16 protein-coding genes are annotated in these 17,142 nt (G+C 73.7%); 13 read left to right on the top strand and 3 right to left on the bottom strand.

Going from position 1 to position 17,142, the window contains the following annotated elements:
• Nucleotides 1–16 precede the first annotated feature (16 nt).
• The 5 genes from ACIRR9_RS45485 to ACIRR9_RS45505 are packed head-to-tail and all read left to right on the top strand — an operon-like array spanning nucleotide 17 to nucleotide 3,383.
• The gene (locus ACIRR9_RS45485; protein WP_403764905.1) at nucleotides 17–415 is read left to right on the top strand and encodes a hypothetical protein; all 399 of its coding nucleotides are present in this window, start codon (nucleotides 17–19) and stop codon (nucleotides 413–415) included.
• Entirely contained in the window at nucleotides 412–1,380 is a 969-nt protein-coding gene (locus ACIRR9_RS45490; RefSeq protein WP_403764907.1) for an FAD:protein FMN transferase, read from the top strand. Before ACIRR9_RS45485 ends, ACIRR9_RS45490 begins: the two co-directional genes overlap by 4 nt.
• Complete coding sequence (locus ACIRR9_RS45495) at nucleotides 1,377–1,952, top strand: ferric reductase-like transmembrane domain-containing protein (protein WP_403764909.1); 576 nt, start codon at nucleotides 1,377–1,379, stop codon at nucleotides 1,950–1,952. Before ACIRR9_RS45490 ends, ACIRR9_RS45495 begins: the two co-directional genes overlap by 4 nt.
• Nucleotides 1,952–3,169 (top strand): NADH-ubiquinone oxidoreductase-F iron-sulfur binding region domain-containing protein, encoded by a 1,218-nt coding sequence (locus tag ACIRR9_RS45500; protein WP_403764911.1) that lies wholly within the window; start codon nucleotides 1,952–1,954, stop codon nucleotides 3,167–3,169. Before ACIRR9_RS45495 ends, ACIRR9_RS45500 begins: the two co-directional genes overlap by 1 nt.
• 1 nt (nucleotide 3,170) lies before the next feature.
• Nucleotides 3,171–3,383 (top strand): ferredoxin, encoded by a 213-nt coding sequence (locus ACIRR9_RS45505; RefSeq protein ID WP_365352902.1) that lies wholly within the window; start codon nucleotides 3,171–3,173, stop codon nucleotides 3,381–3,383.
• A 76-nt stretch (nucleotides 3,384–3,459) separates the two neighbouring features.
• Here the strand turns inward: ACIRR9_RS45505 and ACIRR9_RS45510 are convergent, their stop codons facing one another.
• From ACIRR9_RS45510 to ACIRR9_RS45520, 3 genes are read right to left on the bottom strand one after another with little or no spacing between them, the layout of a single operon-like run.
• The gene (locus ACIRR9_RS45510; protein ID WP_403764913.1) at nucleotides 3,460–4,353 is read right to left on the bottom strand and encodes an aminoglycoside phosphotransferase family protein; all 894 of its coding nucleotides are present in this window, start codon (nucleotides 4,351–4,353) and stop codon (nucleotides 3,460–3,462) included.
• 35 nt (nucleotides 4,354–4,388) lie between these two features.
• Nucleotides 4,389–4,958: a ferritin-like domain-containing protein gene (locus tag ACIRR9_RS45515; RefSeq protein WP_403764915.1), complete on the bottom strand. Its 570-nt coding sequence runs from the start codon at nucleotides 4,956–4,958 to the stop codon at nucleotides 4,389–4,391.
• Complete coding sequence (locus ACIRR9_RS45520) at nucleotides 4,955–5,515, bottom strand: hypothetical protein (protein ID WP_123973679.1); 561 nt, start codon at nucleotides 5,513–5,515, stop codon at nucleotides 4,955–4,957. The genes ACIRR9_RS45515 and ACIRR9_RS45520 overlap by 4 nt, the downstream gene beginning before the upstream one ends.
• Nucleotides 5,516–5,773: 258 nt before the next feature.
• Between ACIRR9_RS45520 and rimP the strand changes: the two genes are divergently transcribed.
• The 8 genes from rimP (at nucleotide 5,774) to ACIRR9_RS45560 (ending at nucleotide 17,040) form a co-directional block, all read left to right on the top strand.
• On the top strand, nucleotides 5,774–6,277 hold the full coding sequence (gene rimP, locus ACIRR9_RS45525) for a ribosome maturation factor RimP (protein WP_123973678.1): 504 nt from the start codon (nucleotides 5,774–5,776) through the stop codon (nucleotides 6,275–6,277).
• 2 nt (nucleotides 6,278–6,279) lie between these two features.
• Nucleotides 6,280–7,266, top strand: coding sequence for a transcription termination factor NusA (gene nusA, locus ACIRR9_RS45530; protein WP_384577944.1), 987 nt, complete (start codon nucleotides 6,280–6,282; stop codon nucleotides 7,264–7,266).
• A 147-nt stretch (nucleotides 7,267–7,413) separates the two neighbouring features.
• On the top strand, nucleotides 7,414–7,683 hold the full coding sequence (locus tag ACIRR9_RS45535) for a YlxR family protein (protein WP_365352891.1): 270 nt from the start codon (nucleotides 7,414–7,416) through the stop codon (nucleotides 7,681–7,683).
• A 154-nt stretch (nucleotides 7,684–7,837) separates the two neighbouring features.
• Entirely contained in the window at nucleotides 7,838–10,978 is a 3,141-nt protein-coding gene (infB, locus tag ACIRR9_RS45540) for a translation initiation factor IF-2 (protein ID WP_403764918.1), read from the top strand.
• Nucleotides 10,979–11,366: 388 nt separating this feature from the next.
• Nucleotides 11,367–11,660: a DUF503 domain-containing protein gene (locus ACIRR9_RS45545; RefSeq protein ID WP_123973674.1), complete on the top strand. Its 294-nt coding sequence runs from the start codon at nucleotides 11,367–11,369 to the stop codon at nucleotides 11,658–11,660.
• Nucleotides 11,661–11,698: 38 nt separating this feature from the next.
• Nucleotides 11,699–12,160, top strand: a complete 462-nt coding sequence (gene rbfA / locus ACIRR9_RS45550) for a 30S ribosome-binding factor RbfA (RefSeq protein WP_365352177.1) — start codon at nucleotides 11,699–11,701, stop codon at nucleotides 12,158–12,160.
• Nucleotides 12,157–13,062 carry a tRNA pseudouridine(55) synthase TruB gene (gene truB / locus ACIRR9_RS45555; protein WP_403764921.1) on the top strand — a complete coding sequence of 302 codons (906 nt, stop codon included), beginning with the start codon at nucleotides 12,157–12,159 and terminating at the stop codon, nucleotides 13,060–13,062. The genes rbfA and truB overlap by 4 nt, the downstream gene beginning before the upstream one ends.
• 270 nt (nucleotides 13,063–13,332) lie before the next feature.
• On the top strand, nucleotides 13,333–17,040 hold the full coding sequence (locus ACIRR9_RS45560) for a trypsin-like peptidase domain-containing protein (RefSeq protein WP_403764923.1): 3,708 nt from the start codon (nucleotides 13,333–13,335) through the stop codon (nucleotides 17,038–17,040).
• The last annotated feature ends 102 nt before the right edge of the window (nucleotides 17,041–17,142 follow it).

Raw genomic sequence — 17,142 nt, forward strand, 5'->3', positions numbered from 1 at the left:
CAGGAGGGGATCGGTCATGACCGAGAGAGTGCAGCGCAGGCAACCGGGGGAGCGGCAGGGGGAGAAGGGCGCGGCCGCGGCGGTCCGCCGGGGCACCCGGCGTACGGCGGCCCTCGCGGCGGCGGTCACGCTCGCCGCGGCGGCGGGGGTGTTCGCCCTGGTCGGCACGATGCAGTCGGACGCCGAGACGACGGCGAGCAGCAGCGGTACGACATCCAGCGCCAGCAGCTCCGGAAGCAGCTCCGGCTCGAGCACGGACAGCTCCTCGACCTCGTCCTCGTCGTCCAAGTCGACCGACTCATCCAGCTCCTCGTCCTCGTCGTCCTCGTCGTCGTCCTCCTCGGACCTGCAGTCCTCCTCCGACGGGCTCACCTCCGGCAGCGGCTCCAGCGACTCCACCTCGGGGGCGTCATGACCGTCACCGCCCTGCGCACCACGGCCGCCACCGACTGGCGCGCCCTCGGCACCACCGTCCGCCTGGTCGTCACCGACCCCGCCCTGCTGGACTCCTGCAACCTGCTCCTCGCCCGGCAGCTCGCCGAGGTGGACGCGGCCTGCAGCCGGTTCCGCACCGACTCCGAACTGGCCGCCCTCGACACCGCCCACGGCCGCCCGGTCCGGGTCAGCCCGCTGCTCGCCGAGGCCCTCGCCGTCGCCCTGCGCGCCGCCGAGGCGACGGACGGCGCGGTGGATCCCACGGTCGGCTCGGCGATGGACGCGATCGGCTACGACCGCGACTTCACCCTCGTCCGCGAGGACGACCGCCCGGTCTCCCTGCGGGTGCGCCGCGCCCCCGGCTGGCGCAAGGTCACCCTCGACCGCGCGACCGGCACGGTCACCGTCCCCGAGGGCGTCCGCCTCGACCTGGGAGCGACGGCCAAGGCCTGGGCCGCCGACCGCGCCGCCAGGATGCTGGCCGAGGTCGCCGGCTGCGGGGTGCTGGTGAGTCTCGGCGGTGACACGGCCGTCGCCGGCGAGCCACCGGCGGGCGGCTGGCAGATCCGCGTCCAGGACATCACAGGACCGGTGAAGGAGACGCCCGCGCAGGGGCCGTACGACACCGTCGGGCTCCGCTCCGGCGGCCTCGCCACCTCCGGCACCACCGCCCGCCGCTGGCAGCGCGGCGGACACGACCTGCACCACATCGTCGACCCGCGCACCGGCCTGCCCGTCCGCTCCCCGTGGCGCACGGTCTCGGTGGCCGCCGCGAGCTGCGCCGACGCCAACGCGGCGACCACGGCGGCCCTGGTCAAGGGCGCGGGCGCGGAACGCTGGCTGACCCGCCTCGGTCTGCCCGCCCGGCTGGTGGCGCACAACGGCACCGTCGTCACGACCCCCGGCTGGCCCGCGGCCCTGGTGGCCCTGGAGGCGGCGGCATGACCTCCGAGACCCTCTGGTACGCCAACCGGGCCACCGGCGCCGTCTGCCTGGTCCTCTTCACGGTCGTCGTCCTGCTCGGCATCGCCGTCCGGCTCCGCACCCGCCTCCCCGGCCTGCCCCGCTTCGGCACGGTCGCCCTCCACCGCACCCTCTCCCTCTCCGCCACCGCCTTCCTGACCCTGCACATCGCGGTGGCGGTCGTCGACGGCTATGTCGACATCACGGTCCTCGACGCCTTCGTCCCCTTCGTCTCCGACTACCAGTCGCTCTGGCTCGGCCTCGGCACGGTCGCCTTCGACCTGATGCTCGCGGTCCTGGTCACCAGCCTCCTCCGGGACCGCCTCGGCCACCGCGCCTGGCGGGCCGTGCACTGGCTGGCCTACGCCTCCTGGCCGGTCGCCCTCGTCCACGGCATCGGCATCGGCACGGACGCCGGCACCGACTGGATGACCTGGCTGACCGTGGCCTGCGTGGCGACGGTGATCACCGCCTTCGCCCTGCGCACCGCCCAAGCCGTGCGGGCCTCCCGCCAGACGCCCGCCGCACTCCTGCACACCGAAGGGGCCCACTGATGACCGCGCTCTTCACCGACGTCCACATGCCCCCGCGCCTGCTGGCCCCCGGCGGCACCCCGGCCGACCTCACCACCCATGAACAGCGCTACGGCCCGCTCGCGCACGGCGATCCGGCCGCGGTCCTGCGCACCCTCGCCGAATCCGGCCTCACCGGACGCGGCGGGGCGGGATTCCCGGCGTACCGCAAGTTCGTCGCGGTCACCGACGCGGCCCGCCGCACCGAGCGGGCCCCGATCGTCGTCGCCAACGGCGCGGAGAGCGAACCGGCCAGCCACAAGGACAAGACCCTGCTCCGGCTGTCGCCCCATCTGGTCCTGGACGGGCTGCAGCTGGCGGCCGCGGCGACCGGCGCGGCGGAGGCGTACCTCGCCGTCGAGGACGGCGCCTCCTACCTGCAGTCGGCCATCGCCCAGCGCCGCGACCCGGTGCGCGTGCAGGTCGTACGCCTGCCCGCCCGCTTTCTCTCCGGCCAGGCATCGGCCCTCGTCCAGTACCTCTCCGGCGGCCAGGCCCGCCCCACCCACCCGACCCCACCGGTCCGCGAACGCGGGGTGCGCCGCGCCCCCACCCTCGTCCAGAACGTCGAGACCCTGGCCCATCTGGCCCTGGCGGCCCGCTACGGCGCGGAGTGGTTCCGGTCGGCGGGCACCCCGGCCGAACCCGGCAGTGCCCTCTGCACCCTGCACGTCCCGGGCCGCGAAGTCCGAGTGGTGGAAGCCCCGTTCGGCATGAGGATCGGCCGGCTCCTGCCGCTGGAGGGCGCGTCCGCGGCCCTGGTCGGCGGTTACCACGGCACCTGGATCCCGGCCGCGGAGGCCGCCCGGGTCCCCCTGTCCTCCGCGTACCTGGGCGCGGGCGTGCTGGCAGCGCTCCCCGCCGACCGCTGCGGCCTGACCGAGACCGCCCGCGTCCTGCGCTATCTGGCGCTGCAGTCGGCGGGCCAGTGCGGCCCCTGCCTCAACGGCCTCCCGCGCATGGCCGCCGCCTTCCAGACCCTGGCCGCACCGGGCCCCCAGGGCGCCGCCCGCACGGACATCTCGCGCTGGGCGGGCCTGGTGGAGGGCAGAGGCGCCTGCCACCACCCCGACGGCACGATCCGCCTGGTCCGCAGCGCGCTGACCACCTTCGCGTCCGAAGTGGACGCCCACGCCCAGGGCCACTGCACCGCGACCGACCGCACCCCGCTGCTCCCCGTACCCACCGAAGAGATCTGACATGGACCAGCACATAGACATCGACTGGACGTCCTGCCAGGGCCACGGCCTGTGCGCAGAGCTGTTGCCGGAACACATCACGCTGGACGAGTGGGGCTACCCACTGGTCGACGGCCGTCCCATACCGCCCCGCACAAGGAAACGAGCCCGCAGAGCAGCGGCGGACTGTCCGGTGCTCGCTTTGAAACTGAGGGAGGACGGAGCGCCCCGATAGGGGCGCGGGGCCGTATCGATCCGCGGCTCCGCCGCGTGGGCGCGATCAACCCCCACCGGACCCGCACCCGAAACCGTCAGACCCACCCGGCGAATTCAAGCAACAGCTCCGCATCCCTCGGCCGCCCCACGCGAAGCGCCCGCACCCCCGACTCAACCGCACGGAACAGCGTCCACCCGCGCAGCCGCTCCTGATCCACCTCCAGCGACTCGGCAAGCCGCTTGATCCGCCGCCGGGTGATGGACGCCCCGGAGGGGGACGCGATCAGATCCTCCACCCGGTCCCGCACCAACCGCGCCAGATCGAACGCACACTCCCCGACCACCGGATCCGGCCCCACCGCCAGCCATGGCAGCCGCTCCCCGGCCAGCACCTTGCTCTGCCGGAACGTGCCGTGCAGCAGCCGCCGCTCGGGTGGCCCGGCCAGCAGCTCCTCCCGGGCCGCGAGCGCCGCGTCGACCAGCGGCATGACCTCCAGGTCGGCCGTGGTCCGCATCGCCGTCGCCTGCCGCCCCGATCGCTCGGCCACGGTCTCGAACGCATGCCCCTCCGGCGGTTCCACCCAGAGCCGCCGCAGCGTCCCCGCCGCCTCCAGCAGCGCCTTCGCCTCGGGCAGCGACCGCACCGAGACCTCCGGATGCAGCCGCTCCAGCAACAGCACCCCCGCGGCCGCGTCGGCCTCCAGCAACTGCACCGAGCCCAGCCCGCCCCAGTGCGCCAGCGCGGCGGCCTCGCTCTCCGGCCGGGCCCGCCGAGGGGCCAGCTTCAGCACGGCCGGGGTGTCGTCCGCCCGCCGCACCAGCAGTACGACGCTGCTGCGGCCGCCCGGCACCTGCACCCGTTCCACGGTCAACTCGCGTAGCGCGACGGCGTGTTCCAGCGCTCCCGGCAGCTTCTCCAGCCACTCGTCACCGTCCGGCGCCGTCTCACCGAGCGCCTTCACCAGGCGCCGCGGCGGTTCGAAAGCCATACGCGAGTCGTTCCCTTCCTGTTCTGGGTCCTGTTCTAGGGAGTCGCCGAAGCCGAAGCCGAAGCCGAAGCCGGAGCCGCAGCCGGAGCCGAAGTCGAAGCCGGATCCGAGGCCGACCCGCCGGCCACCCCCGCTGCCGCCGCCCCGGTCGCCGGGGCAGTCGCCGCGGCGGACGCCCGTTCCGCGAGCCCAGGGAAGGCTACGCTCTCGCCGCTCCACCGCACCGCACGCACCGCGGCCTCCCGTAGCGCCCCGGCCGCCGCCCCGCGCCGCTGGCCGGAGGACGCCCGGACCATGTCGGAGTACACGTCGGCCACCCGTTCCTCCAGCTGGGCCGCGAGTCGCACGGCCGTCGCCGAGTCGGTCACGGCGAACGGCAGGGCGTACGCCGCGCTCGCGGCGACGGGCTGACCACCCAGGTCCCGCACCTCGCGGACCAGCGCGTCCCGGCGGGACCGGTGCGCGTCGTACGCCGAGCGCGCCTCGGCCTGCCGCTGTTCTCCTATCCGGCCGCCGATGACGCCGTACCCGTACACCGCCGCGTGCTCGGCCGCCAACGCCGCCTGGAGTGCCGTCAGCACCCCGGACTCCGTCCCGTCGCTCACTTGCCACCCTCCGTCAGCAGGTACGCGTGTCCGGCGCCGGCCGCCGCCACCCCGGCCAGCAGTCGCGCCAGTTCGCCCGGCACGTCCAGCAGCGCCTTGGCCCGCTGGTCGGCGAGGGTCCGCTCGGCGGTGGCCAGGGAGGCGAGCGCGGACTTCTCGTCGGTCGGGACCGTGGCGGAGGGCGACGCGGACGGAGAGGCGGTCGTCGACCCTGTCGCCGTCGTCGATCCGGTCGCCGTGGGCGATTCCGTCGCCGAGGGCGAAGCCGCACCCTCCTCGAAGGCCGCCGCGTGTGCCGCCACCTCCGCCCGCAGCGGCCGCAGCCGCTCCGCGAGCGCGGGATGGGCGGCGAGGACGGCGTCGTACTGCCGGAGCAGCCCCCGGCTGTCCCGGGCCGCACGCGCGCGTGCCCGCGCGGAGACCGACGGGCTGCCGCCGTTGCCGGCGGAGTCGGGGGCGGTGGAGCAGCCCGCCAGCACGGCGGCCGAGGCCGCCGAGACGATCAGGCTCCTTCTGCGTACTCCCGAGCGGGTACGCGACGGCGGGGGCAACGGCACGGCAGACGTCCTCGGGGGCTGGATGAGGGCTGGACACGAAGAAATCGGGGGCTGGGCACGAAGAAAAACGAAGAAACACGAAAGGAATGGGGCAAGGGACGGACCCGCCCGTGATCACCGTACCTGCGCACCTGTCCGAAGCCACTCATCGGCACCGCCCGTACCCGGGTGGACGGCAACACACCTCACGACCCGATACCCTTTGACCAGACACGCGACCTATCCCACAACAGCACACGCGGCCGAGGAGTCACCCGGATGAGCACGACCCAGAGCGAGAGGCTGCGAGAGCTCCTGGAACCGCTCGTCACCTCCCAGGGACTGGATCTCGAAGAGATCGCCGTGGACTCCGTCGGACGCAAGCGCGTGCTGCGTGTGGTCGTCGACTCCGACGCCGGGGCGGACCTGGACCAGATCGCCGATGTGAGCCGTGAGCTCTCGGCGAAGCTCGACGAGACCGACGCGATGGGCGAGGCGGAGTACACCCTCGAGGTCGGCACCCCGGGCGCGGAGCGCCCCCTCAAGGAGCACCGGCACTATGTGCGGGCCGTGGACCGGCTGGTGAGGTTCCAGCTGGCCGAGGGCGGGGAACTGGTCGCCAGGATTCTGGACGTCGACGACGCGGGTCTCGACCTGGAGGTGCCCGGCGTGAAGGGCCGCAAGGCCACGAGCCGCAGACTCGCCTTCGCCGAGATCGACAAGGCGCGCGTGCAGGTCGAGTTCAACCGCAAGGACAAGAACGAGAAGGAAGAGGAGGCGTAGCCGTGGACATCGACATGAGTGCCCTGCGGGGCTTGGTTCGGGAGAAGGAGATCTCCTTCGACCTGCTGGTCGAGGCGATCGAGTCGGCCCTCCTCATCGCCTACCACCGCACCGAGGGAAGCCGCCGACACGCGCGCGTGGAGCTCAACCGGGAGACCGGGCATGTGACCGTGTGGGCGAAGGAGGATCCCGAGGACCTGGAGGAGGGGCAGGAGCCGCGCGAGTTCGACGACACCCCGTCGGGCTTCGGGCGGATCGCCGCCACCACCGCCAAGCAGGTGATCCTGCAGCGGCTGCGCGACGCCGAGGACGACGCCACGCTCGGTGAGTACGCCGGGCGCGAGGGCGACATCGTCACCGGTGTGGTCCAGCAGGGCCGCGACCCGAAGAACGTGCTCGTCGACATCGGCAAGCTGGAGGCCATCCTGCCGGTGCAGGAGCAGGTGCCCGGCGAGACGTATCAGCACGGTCTGCGGCTGCGGTCGTACGTCGTCCGGGTGGCGAAGGGTGTCCGCGGGCCGTCCGTGACGCTGTCCCGCACGCACCCGAACCTCGTGAAGAAGCTCTTCGCCCTCGAAGTGCCGGAGATCGCCGACGGGTCCGTGGAGATCGCCGCCATCGCCCGCGAGGCCGGTCACCGGACGAAGATCGCGGTCCGCTCCACCCGTTCGGGTCTGAACGCCAAGGGCGCCTGCATCGGCCCCATGGGCGGCCGGGTCCGCAACGTCATGGGCGAGCTGAACGGCGAGAAGATCGACATCGTCGACTGGTCGGACGACCCGGCCGAGATGGTGGCGAACGCGCTGTCCCCGGCCCGCGTGTCCAAGGTCGAGGTCGTGGACCTGGCGTCCCGGTCCGCCCGGGTGACCGTGCCGGACTACCAGCTGTCGCTGGCGATCGGCAAAGAAGGACAGAACGCCCGTCTCGCCGCCCGCCTCACCGGCTGGCGCATCGACATCCGCCCGGACACCGAGCAGGCGCCCGAGTAGATCACCGGGGGATGACCCCCGGCCCTCGTCCGCGATTCACTCGGACGAGGGGAATACTTCCAAGCCGCAGGTGGCTTGGATTACGACAACGGCCGTTCGATCTTTGCCCCGAAGGGGTGAGGTCGCTGCGGGGAGGTAGACTTAGCAGTGTCTGGCCGGACGCGTGCCCGCGCATGCCCTGAGCGCACCTGTGTGGGGTGCAGGCAGCGAGCGGCCAAGACCGAACTGCTGCGGATCGTGGCGGTCGAGGACGAATGCGTCCCCGATCCTCGCGGTACGCTGCCCGGCCGGGGTGCATATGTACACCCCGCCCAGGTCTGTCTGGACCAGGCGGTGCGCCGCCGGGCACTCCCGCGGGCGCTGCGCGCCCCGGGTCCGCTGGACGTAAAGGCGTTGCGCCGGCACGTCGAGCAGTAACACCGTAAGAAGCGTCGTCCGGAACGTCCGTGCGGCTCTGGTACCCCGCGAGTTGGAAGTAGGTCGAGATTGCGATGAGCACTCGATGAGCACGCGATGAGTACGCCCATGAAGTAGCGACGGTCCGGACACACCCGGACCTAAAAGGAGCGAAGTGGCTAAGGTCCGGGTATACGAACTCGCCAAGGAGTTCGGGGTTGAGAGCAAGGTCGTCATGGCCAAGCTCCAGGAACTCGGTGAATTCGTCCGTTCGGCGTCCTCGACGATCGAGGCGCCCGTTGTACGCAAGCTGACCGACGCCCTCCAGGGTGGCGGCAGCGGCAAGCCCGCCCCGCGCAAGGCGGCCCCCAAGCCCGGCGCGCCCTCTCCGGCGCAGTCGGCCCGTCCGGGTGCCCCGAAGCCGGGTGCCCCCCGTCCGGCTGCCCCGCAGCCTGCCGCCCCGGCCGCGCCCGCGGCTCCGGTGGCGCCCGCCGCCGCGGCGCCCGCCGCCCCGGCTCCGGTCACCCCGGCTCCGGTCACCCCCGCGCCGGCCGCCTCCGGCCCGCGTCCGGGTCCCCGGCCCGCCCCGCGTCCGGCCCCGGCCGCGCCCGAGTTCACGGCCCCGCCGGCGCCTCCGGCCGCCGCGGCGCCGAGCCCGGCCGCCGCGCAGGGTCCGCGTCCCGGCAACGCCCCCCGTCCGGGTCAGGGCGCGCCGCGTCCCGGCGGTCGTCCCGCCCCCGGTCAGGGCCAGGCCCGTCCGGGTCAGGGCGCCCCGCGTTCCGGTGGGCAGGGTCAGGGCCAGCGCCCCGGCGGTGCCCGTCCGGCCGGTCCGCGTCCGGGCAACAACCCCTTCACGTCCGGTGGCTCCACCGGCATGGCCCGTCCGCAGGCCCCGCGCCCGCAGGGCGGTCCGCGCCCGGGTGGCCCCGGTGCCCCCGGCGCCGGTCCCCGTCCGCAGGCGCCCGGCGCCCAGGGCGGCGGTCCGCGTCCGCAGGCTCCCGGCGGTGCCCGTCCGAGCCCGTCCGGCATGCCCCGTCCGCAGGGCGGTCCGCGTCCCGGCGGCGGCTCCGCGGGTCCGCGTCCGAACCCCGGCATGATGCCGCAGCGTCCCGCTGCCGGCCCGCGTCCCGGCCCCGGTGGCGGCGGTCGCGGTCCCGGCGGTGCGGGTCGTCCCGGCGGCGCCGGTCGTCCCGGTGGTGGCGGCGGCTTCGCCGGTCGTCCCGGTGGCGCCGGCGGTGGCGCCCGTCCGGGCGGTGGCGGCGGCTTCGCCGGTCGTCCCGGTGGTGCCCCCGGCGGCGGTGGCGGCGGCTTCGGCGGCGGTCCCGGCGGTGGCGGCGGCGGTCGTCCCGGCTTCGGCGGTCGTCCGGGCGGTCCCGGCGGTCGTGGTGGCACGCAGGGTGCGTTCGGCCGTCCCGGCGGTCCGGCGCGTCGCGGTCGCAAGTCGAAGCGGCAGCGTCGCCAGGAGTACGAGGCCATGCAGGCCCCGAGCGTCGGCGGCGTGATGCTGCCGCGCGGCAGCGGCGAGACCATCCGTCTCTCCCGCGGCGCGTCGCTCACCGACTTCGCGGAGAAGATCAACGCCAACCCGGCGTCCCTCGTCGCGGTCATGATGAACCTCGGCGAGATGGTCACTGCCACGCAGTCCGTCTCCGACGAGACGCTCCAGCTCCTCGCCGGCGAGATGAACTACCAGGTTCAGATCGTCAGCCCGGAGGAGGAGGACCGCGAGCTGCTCGAGTCCTTCGACATCGAGTTCGGCGAGGACGAGGGCGACGAGGACGACCTGGTGGTCCGTCCCCCGGTCGTCACCGTCATGGGTCACGTCGACCACGGTAAGACCCGACTGCTCGACGCCATCCGCAAGACGAACGTCATCGCGGGCGAGGCCGGCGGCATCACCCAGCACATCGGTGCCTACCAGGTCTCGACCCAGGTCAACGACGAAGACCGCGCGATCACCTTCATCGACACCCCGGGTCACGAGGCGTTCACCGCCATGCGTGCCCGTGGTGCCCGGTCGACGGACATCGCGATCCTGGTCGTCGCGGCCAACGACGGCGTCATGCCGCAGACGGTCGAGGCGCTCAACCACGCCAAGGCGGCCGACGTCCCGATCGTCGTCGCGGTCAACAAGATCGACGTCGAGGGCGCCGACCCGACCAAGGTGCGCGGTCAGCTGACCGAGTACGGCCTGGTGGCCGAGGAGTACGGCGGCGACACCATGTTCGTCGACATCTCCGCCAAGCAGGGTCTGCACATCGACTCGCTGCTGGAGGCCGTGGTCCTCACGGCCGACGCCTCGCTCGACCTGCGGGCCAACCCGCACCAGGACGCGCAGGGTATTTCCATCGAGTCCCGCCTCGACCGCGGCCGCGGTGCCGTGGCGACGGTCCTCGTCCAGCGAGGCACCCTGCGGGTCGGCGACACGATGGTCGTGGGCGACGCCTACGGTCGCGTCCGCGCCATGCTCGACGACAACGGCAACAACGTCGCCGAGGCCGGCCCCTCCACGCCGGTCCAGGTCCTGGGTCTGACCAACGTCCCGGGCGCCGGCGACAACTTCCTCGTGGTCGAGGAGGACCGTACGGCCCGCCAGATCGCCGAGAAGCGTGCCGCCCGCGAGCGCAACGCGGCCTTCGCGAAGCGCACGCGCCGTGTCTCGCTCGAGGACCTGGACAAGGTGCTCAAGGCCGGCGAGATCCAGCAGCTCAACCTCATCATCAAGGGTGACGCTTCTGGTTCCGTCGAGGCCCTGGAGTCCTCCCTGCTCCAGCTGGACGTCGGCGAAGAGGTCGACATCCGCGTCCTGCACCGCGGTGTCGGTGCGGTCACGGAGTCCGACATCGACCTGGCGATGGGCTCCGACGCCATCGTGATCGGCTTCAACGTCCGCGCGGCCGGCCGCGCGGCGCAGATGGCCGAGCGCGAGGGTGTGGACGTCCGGTACTACTCGGTCATCTACCAGGCGATCGAGGAGATCGAGGCGGCCCTGAAGGGCATGCTCAAGCCGGAGTACGAGGAGGTCGAGCTCGGTACGGCGGAGATCCGCGAGGTCTTCAAGTCGTCCAAGCTGGGCAACATCGCCGGTGTCCTCATCCGCTCGGGCGAGGTCAAGCGCAACACGAAGGCCCGCCTCGTCCGCGACGGCAAGGTCATCGCGGAGAACCTCAACATCGAGGGTCTGCGCCGCTTCAAGGACGACGTCACCGAGATCCGCGAAGGCTACGAGGGCGGTATCAACCTCGGAAACTTCAACGACATCAAGATCGACGACGTCATCGCGACGTACGAGATGCGAGAGAAGCCGCGGGCGTAAGGCCGACGGTTGGTGCCGGCCGACGGGACTTCGGTACCGTCGGCCGGCACTTTTCCCGCCGAGAGGCCCCGCCGCGGGGCTCCGCCCCGGACCCCGGACCTTCGCCCACCCACCACCCGACTCGGTCGGCCGGAAAGGCACCGCCCTGGGGGCACCTTTTCCAGCTCACCGCGTCGGGTGGTGGGTGGGCGAGGGCGGGGTCCGGGGCGGAGCCCCGTGGCGCTCACCTCTGGCCCGACCGAGTCGGGCGGGTGCGTGGGGAGGAAGGCCCGGGGTCCGGGACGTCCCCGTCACGGCCCGGGAAAGTCGGTCGAGCCCCCGGCAGGGACGGGGTACCGTTCCTGACAGGGCCATCGATCCCGAACCGGCGGGTTAACCGGTTACATACATGTACGTGGGGACCCTGTCCTTCGACCTCCTCCTCGGCGACATCCACTCGCTGAAGGAGAAGCGCTCCGTCGTCCGCCCGATCGTCGCCGAACTCCAGCGGAAGTACGCCGTGAGCGCGGCCGAGGTGGACCATCTGGACCTCCATCGCAGGGCCGGCATCGGCCTCGCCATGGTCTCCGGCGACGCCGCGCACCTGACCGACGTACTCGACCGGTGCGAACGGCTGGTCGCCGCCCGCCCCGAGGTGGAGCTGCTGTCCGTCCGACGGCGCCTCCACGGCGACGACGACTAGACCTGAGAACGACAAGAAGAAAGAACGGGAGCGGACCAGTGGCCGACAACGCGCGAGCGAAAAGGCTGGCGGACCTCATCCGAGAGGTGGTGGCCCAGAAGCTGCAGCGCGGGATCAAGGACCCGCGGCTCGGCTCGCACGTCACCATCACGGACACCCGGGTCACGGGTGACCTCCGGGAGGCGACCGTCTTCTACACGGTGTACGGCGACGAGGAGGAGCGGCAGGCCGCCGCCGCCGGCCTGGAGAGCGCCAAGGGCATTCTCCGGTCCGAGGTCGGCCGGGCCGCCGGCGTGAAGTTCACGCCGACCCTCGCCTTCGTCGCGGACGCCCTGCCGGACACCGCCCGCAACATCGAGGACCTCCTCGACCGGGCACGCCTGTCCGACGAGAAGGTCCGCGAGGCCTCCGCGGGCGCCGACTACGCCGGAGACGCCGACCCGTACAAGAAGCCGGGCGCGGACGAAGAGGCCGACGAGACGGACGACGCCACCGAATGACCAGCAAGCCCACTCCGCCCGACGGCCTTGTCATCGTCGACAAGCCGTCGGGCTTCACCTCGCACGACGTCGTCGCCAAGATGCGGGGCATCGCCCGCACCCGGCGCGTCGGGCACGCCGGCACCCTCGACCCGATGGCCACGGGCGTTCTCGTCCTGGGCATCGAGCGGGCGACCAAGCTCCTCGGGCACCTCGCCCTCACCGAGAAGGAGTACCTGGGGACCGTCCGCCTCGGGCAGAACACCGTCACGGACGACGCCGAGGGCGAGATCATCTCGTCCACCGACGCCTCCAAGGTCACCCGCGAGGCCGTCGACGCCGGCGTCGCCAAGCTGACCGGCGCCATCATGCAGGTGCCGTCCAAGGTCAGCGCCATCAAGATCGACGGCGTACGGTCGTACAAGCGCGCCCGCGAGGGCGAGAACTTCGAGATCCCGGCCCGCCCGGTGACCGTCTCGTCGTTCGCCGTGTACGACGTCCGGGACGCCGTCGCCGAGGACGGCACCCCCGTGCTCGACCTGGTGGTCTCGGTCGTCTGCTCCTCCGGCACCTACATCCGCGCCCTCGCCCGCGACCTGGGCGCCGACCTGGGCGTCGGCGGCCACCTCACCGCGCTGCGCCGGACGCGCGTAGGGCCGTACAAGCTGGAAGCGGCACGCACCCTCGACCAGCTCCAGCAGGAGCTGACCGTGATGCCGATCGCCGACGCGGCGGGCGCCGCCTTCCCGCGCTGGAACGTCGACGCCAAGCGGGCCCGGCTGCTCCTCAACGGCGTGCGCCTGGAGATGCCCGACGAGTACGCGGGCGCCGGCCCCGTCGCCGTGTTCGACCCCGAGGGGCGCTTCCTCGCGCTCGTCGAGGAGCAGAAGGGCAAGGCCAAGAGCCTCGCCGTGTTCTCCTGAGGTCTGCCCGTGGAGCGGCGACCACGGGGTCTGCGCCGCCGCCGCTCCACGGTCCCCCCTCGGTTCCCCCACCCCTAGGGTGTATCCACCCGCTCCGGGCTATTCACCCGACCGAGCAGGCGCTCGGAGTGAACCGGGGGAGCGGAGGGGGGCGCGTTCAAGGCCCGCTCTGTCCCACTGATCATTTCGCGCCTACGGTCGAGGACAAGGGCCTGCTGGATCCGCCGGACCGGCCCTGAGGCACGGATGCACGGGCGGGGAGGTTCGATCATGGCGGGACGCGGTCCGCGGACCGGGAGCGGTCGCCGGACGGCGGACGGTGCGGGGGAGGCGGAGCAGGAGCCGGGGCAGGAGCCGGGGCCGGCGCTCGACCACCGGCTGGTCCGGGTCCGCGACCTCGCCGGGCGCCCGCGCGGCACCGGTTTCCTGGCCGACCACCACGGGACGCTCATCACCAGTCACGAGGCGGTCGACGGCCTGGCCCGGATCGTGCTGCACGCGGCCGGGAACCGCACCTGCGTGGTCGACCCGGACGCGGTCACCCCACTGCCCGCCCACGACCTGGCCCTGATCCGCACCGAGGGTCTCGGCGTGGCCCCGCTCCCGATCACCGTACGAGAGCGGATCCCGGCCGGCACCTATGTACGGATCGCCGCGGACCGCTGGCGTGAGGCCCGGGTGCTGGCGGCGACCCAGGTGACGTACACCGCCACCGACCGCTTCCATCTCCTTCAGGACGCCCTGGAGTTGGCGATCGGCACGGCAGGCCGGGACGCCCTGCGACTCGGCGGCGGAGCGGCCGGGGGACCGGTACTGGACGCGGAGACCGGCGCGGTCCTCGCCGTCCTGGGCACCGCCCTCCAGTCCGGCCGGCGGGACGCGGGCTTCGCGGTCCCCCTCCACCACCAGGCCCCGGGCCCCCTGTCCGACCTGCTCGCCCGCAACGCGGCAACGGTCCCGGCCTACGGCATCGACCTCAACCTGGCCGGCGTACTGGAACTGACGGCGACATCCGTGGCCCAGGACGGCCCTCCCGGCGCCCTGGCCGGCTACATCGGCCACACGTCAGCGCCCCGCACTGGAGCGCCCCGAAGGGGCGCGGGGAACTGCGCGACCAGCCCCCACTCGCCGCCAGCCGCTCCACCACCTTTCACGGCACTCGCAGGCGAATACACCGACCCCGTCCACCCCGTGGACCGAGCCGCAGTCTCAAAGGCCCTGTCGGCCTTCGCCGAAGGCACCGGCACCGGCACCGGCACCGAAATCAACACCGGGACCGTCCTGGCCCTGGTCGGCTCCCCCGGCACCGGCCGCACCACGGAGCTCGCCACCCTCGCCGCCCGCCGCAACCGCGAAGCGAACCCCGCTCCCACCCTCTGGCTCCGCGGCGCCGACCTCAAGGACGCCGACGACTCCGTGGCCGACGCGGCCCGCCGCGCCCTGGAACGGGCGGTCCGGATCGTCGCCGCCTCCCGATCCCAACTCCCGGGCGATCTGGGCGAGTTGACGGCAGAACGGCTGGCCCGCCGGGCCGCCCGCGCCGGACGCCCCCTGCTCCTCCTGCTGGACGGCCCCGAGGAGATGCCCCCGATCCTCGCCCACCGGCTCTCCACCTGGACCGCGGGCACCGTGGACTGGCTGCGCGACACCGGCGCCCGCCTCCTCGTGGCCTGCCGCGAGGAGTACTGGGAGCGCGCCGGCGCGGAGTTCCCACCCGACCTGCTGCACAGGCACGGGCGGCACAGCCACGGCGGCGGCAGCGAGCCGCCGTGCATCCGGCTGACCGACCTCACCCCCGACGAGGCCCGCCACGCCCGCTCCCGCTACGGCATTCCCGACGGCACCCTCATCGACCGCGACGCCCGCCACCCCCTCGCCCTGCGCCTGCTCTCCGAGGTCCGCGCCGCCCTCCCGGACGCCGCCCCGCCGGCCGACGGCCCGATCGACCGGCACGACGTCTTCGCCGCCCACCTCGATCTGATGTGCCTGCGCATCGCGGTCCGGCTGGCCGCCGAGAACGGCCTGCGCGGCAAGGCCGTACGACGCCTCGCCGCCCGCGTCTCCGGCCAGGTGCACGAGGCCGCCCGGCGCAGCCTGGGGCCGGGGCAGGGCGAGCTGGACCGGGAGTCGTTCGAGGCGGTGTTCCCCTGGGGGCCGGTCCCGGCCCACCTCGGCGGCGGCTCAGGCTGGGCCTCCGCCGTACTCACCGAGGGCCTGCTGGTCCCCGCCGGCGGCGGCTACCGCTTCGCCCACGAGGAACTCGCCGACTGGCTCCAGGGCATGCACCTGGACCTGGACGAGGCCCTGCACGCCCTCGTCCACCGCCCCCGCCACCTCCAGGAGGCCCACCCCCTGCCCGTCCCGCACCACCGGATCGGCCCGGTCGTCCAGGCCCTGCTGTTCCTCGACCGCCAGCACGGACCGGCCCAGCTCGGTCCCCGGCTGACGGACCTGGCGCACGCCCTCGACCTCGACCCCGGATCCTGGTGGGCCGCGCGACTGCTCGCCCAGACCCTGCTACGGCTGCCCGACGTCACGCCGTACACCGGCGTGCTGCGGCTGCTCGCCGACCGGGTCGTGGGCCGGGTCGCCGGCCGGCAGCGCACCGCTCCCGCCGAGTTCGGGCCGGACTTCTGGACCGCGCTCGCCCTGCCCGACACCGAACGCTTCGATCTGCTGCGGCGGTTGGTGCTCGCGGACGAGCCCCCGCCGGAGAGCGTGGGCCTCGGTCGGTTCGGAGCCCGGCCGGCAGCGGAGGGTGCCGAGGACACGCTCCCGCGCTACCTGGACGCCGTCGCCCGGATGCTCGCCGCCGACCCCGCCGCCGTACAGCCGTATCTGACCCGGTGGTTCGACGACGAGCGGCCGTTGCCCGCGATGCCGCACGCCACCGTGGCGACCGCGGCGCAGGCGCTGCTGCACACGCATCGGCACGGGGCGCTGGACGACCTGACCGAGGTGCTGGTCGACGCCGCGCACCGGCGGGGCGACGAACTGCTCGCCGTGCTCGCCGAGGACGAGCCGTCCGCGGTGTGCCGGGCCGTCGACCGCTGGGCGCACGACGAGCGCCCGGCCCGCCGGGTGGCCGCCGTGGCCCACGGGCTGCGCGCCGCCCCGCACGTCCGCGACGAGTCCGACCGCGGACTGCTCCGCTATGCCGCGCTCGCCCTGCTCGCCCGCCCCGCCGACTGCACCGTGCACGGCGGCGCGCTCGCCCTGCTGATCCGGGACCCCGCGACCCGCTCCCGCCATCTCCCGCAGGCGCTACGGCACTTCACCGCCGGCGACCCCCAGCTCACGCCCGCCGCGCTGGTACCCGCCCTGGCCACCCATCCCGAAGAGGTACTGGAGGCCTTCCGCGCCCGGCTGCGCGGACCGGACGCCGGACAGATGCTGCGCACCCTCGCCGATGTCACCACGCCCGTCTTCGCCCGGCGGGTCACCGAACTGGTCCTGGAGGCCGCCGAGCTGCGGCCCGGGCTCGCCGGGCAGGTGGCCGGATACGTCGAGCGCCGTCTCGACCGGGGCGCCGAGGCTCGCGCGGGCCTCCTGCCCCTGGTCACCGGACTGCTCGACGACGGCCCCGAGCCGGTGCGGGCGGCCCTGGCGACCGTGCTCGGCGCGGCCGGCACCCCCGCCTCGCGGCCACTGCGCCGGGAACTGCTGGAGTTCCTGCTCGCCCGCGAGCGGGAACCGGGTGTGCTCGACGCGCTGCTGCACGCGGCCGCCGTCCAGCGCGAGGACGCCGCCGACGAGATGCGTGAGCTGGTCAGACGCACCGGGATGCTGCTCGTCCGCACCCCCGACGGGGCGACCCGCTTCGACCGCGGCCTGGTCGACCTCGGCCGGCACGTGCCCGGATTCGCCGCGCTGATGGCCCGCTGGCTCACCGACACCCCCGAGGAATGGGCCGCGGTGGTGGGGCCGAGCACCCGGCGGATGCTGGGGAACCTGGCGGGTGTCCGGGTGCCCGCATGAGGCGGCGGGTGCGTGCGCCCGGTCACAGCGACCGTGCCGGTGTGAGCCGGGTGCGCCAAACATGGCACCCTTAGACCTGCGTAAGAGGGACAACCGACACAG

Origin of the sequence: Streptomyces sp. NPDC101234 (assembly GCF_044767525.1) — a bacterium.
Lineage (GTDB): Bacteria > Actinomycetota > Actinomycetes > Streptomycetales > Streptomycetaceae > Streptomyces > Streptomyces sasae.

Bases quoted from the DNA above. Each gene is read 5' to 3' on its own strand.
- ACIRR9_RS45485 (WP_403764905.1), top strand. From the start codon at position 17: ATGACCGAGAGAGTGCAGCGCAGGCAACCGGGGGAGCGGCAGGGGGAG.
- ACIRR9_RS45545 (WP_123973674.1), top strand. From the start codon at position 11,367: ATGTACGTGGGGACCCTGTCCTTCGACCTCCTCCTCGGCGACATCCAC.
- ACIRR9_RS45560 (WP_403764923.1), top strand. From the start codon at position 13,333: ATGGCGGGACGCGGTCCGCGGACCGGGAGCGGTCGCCGGACGGCGGAC.
- ACIRR9_RS45505 (WP_365352902.1), top strand. From the start codon at position 3,171: ATGGACCAGCACATAGACATCGACTGGACGTCCTGCCAGGGCCACGGC.
- ACIRR9_RS45500 (WP_403764911.1), top strand. From the start codon at position 1,952: ATGACCGCGCTCTTCACCGACGTCCACATGCCCCCGCGCCTGCTGGCC.
- truB (WP_403764921.1), top strand. From the start codon at position 12,157: ATGACCAGCAAGCCCACTCCGCCCGACGGCCTTGTCATCGTCGACAAG.
- ACIRR9_RS45495 (WP_403764909.1), top strand. From the start codon at position 1,377: ATGACCTCCGAGACCCTCTGGTACGCCAACCGGGCCACCGGCGCCGTC.
- rimP (WP_123973678.1), top strand. From the start codon at position 5,774: ATGAGCACGACCCAGAGCGAGAGGCTGCGAGAGCTCCTGGAACCGCTC.
- ACIRR9_RS45490 (WP_403764907.1), top strand. From the start codon at position 412: ATGACCGTCACCGCCCTGCGCACCACGGCCGCCACCGACTGGCGCGCC.
- ACIRR9_RS45510 (WP_403764913.1), bottom strand. From the start codon at position 4,353: ATGGCTTTCGAACCGCCGCGGCGCCTGGTGAAGGCGCTCGGTGAGACG.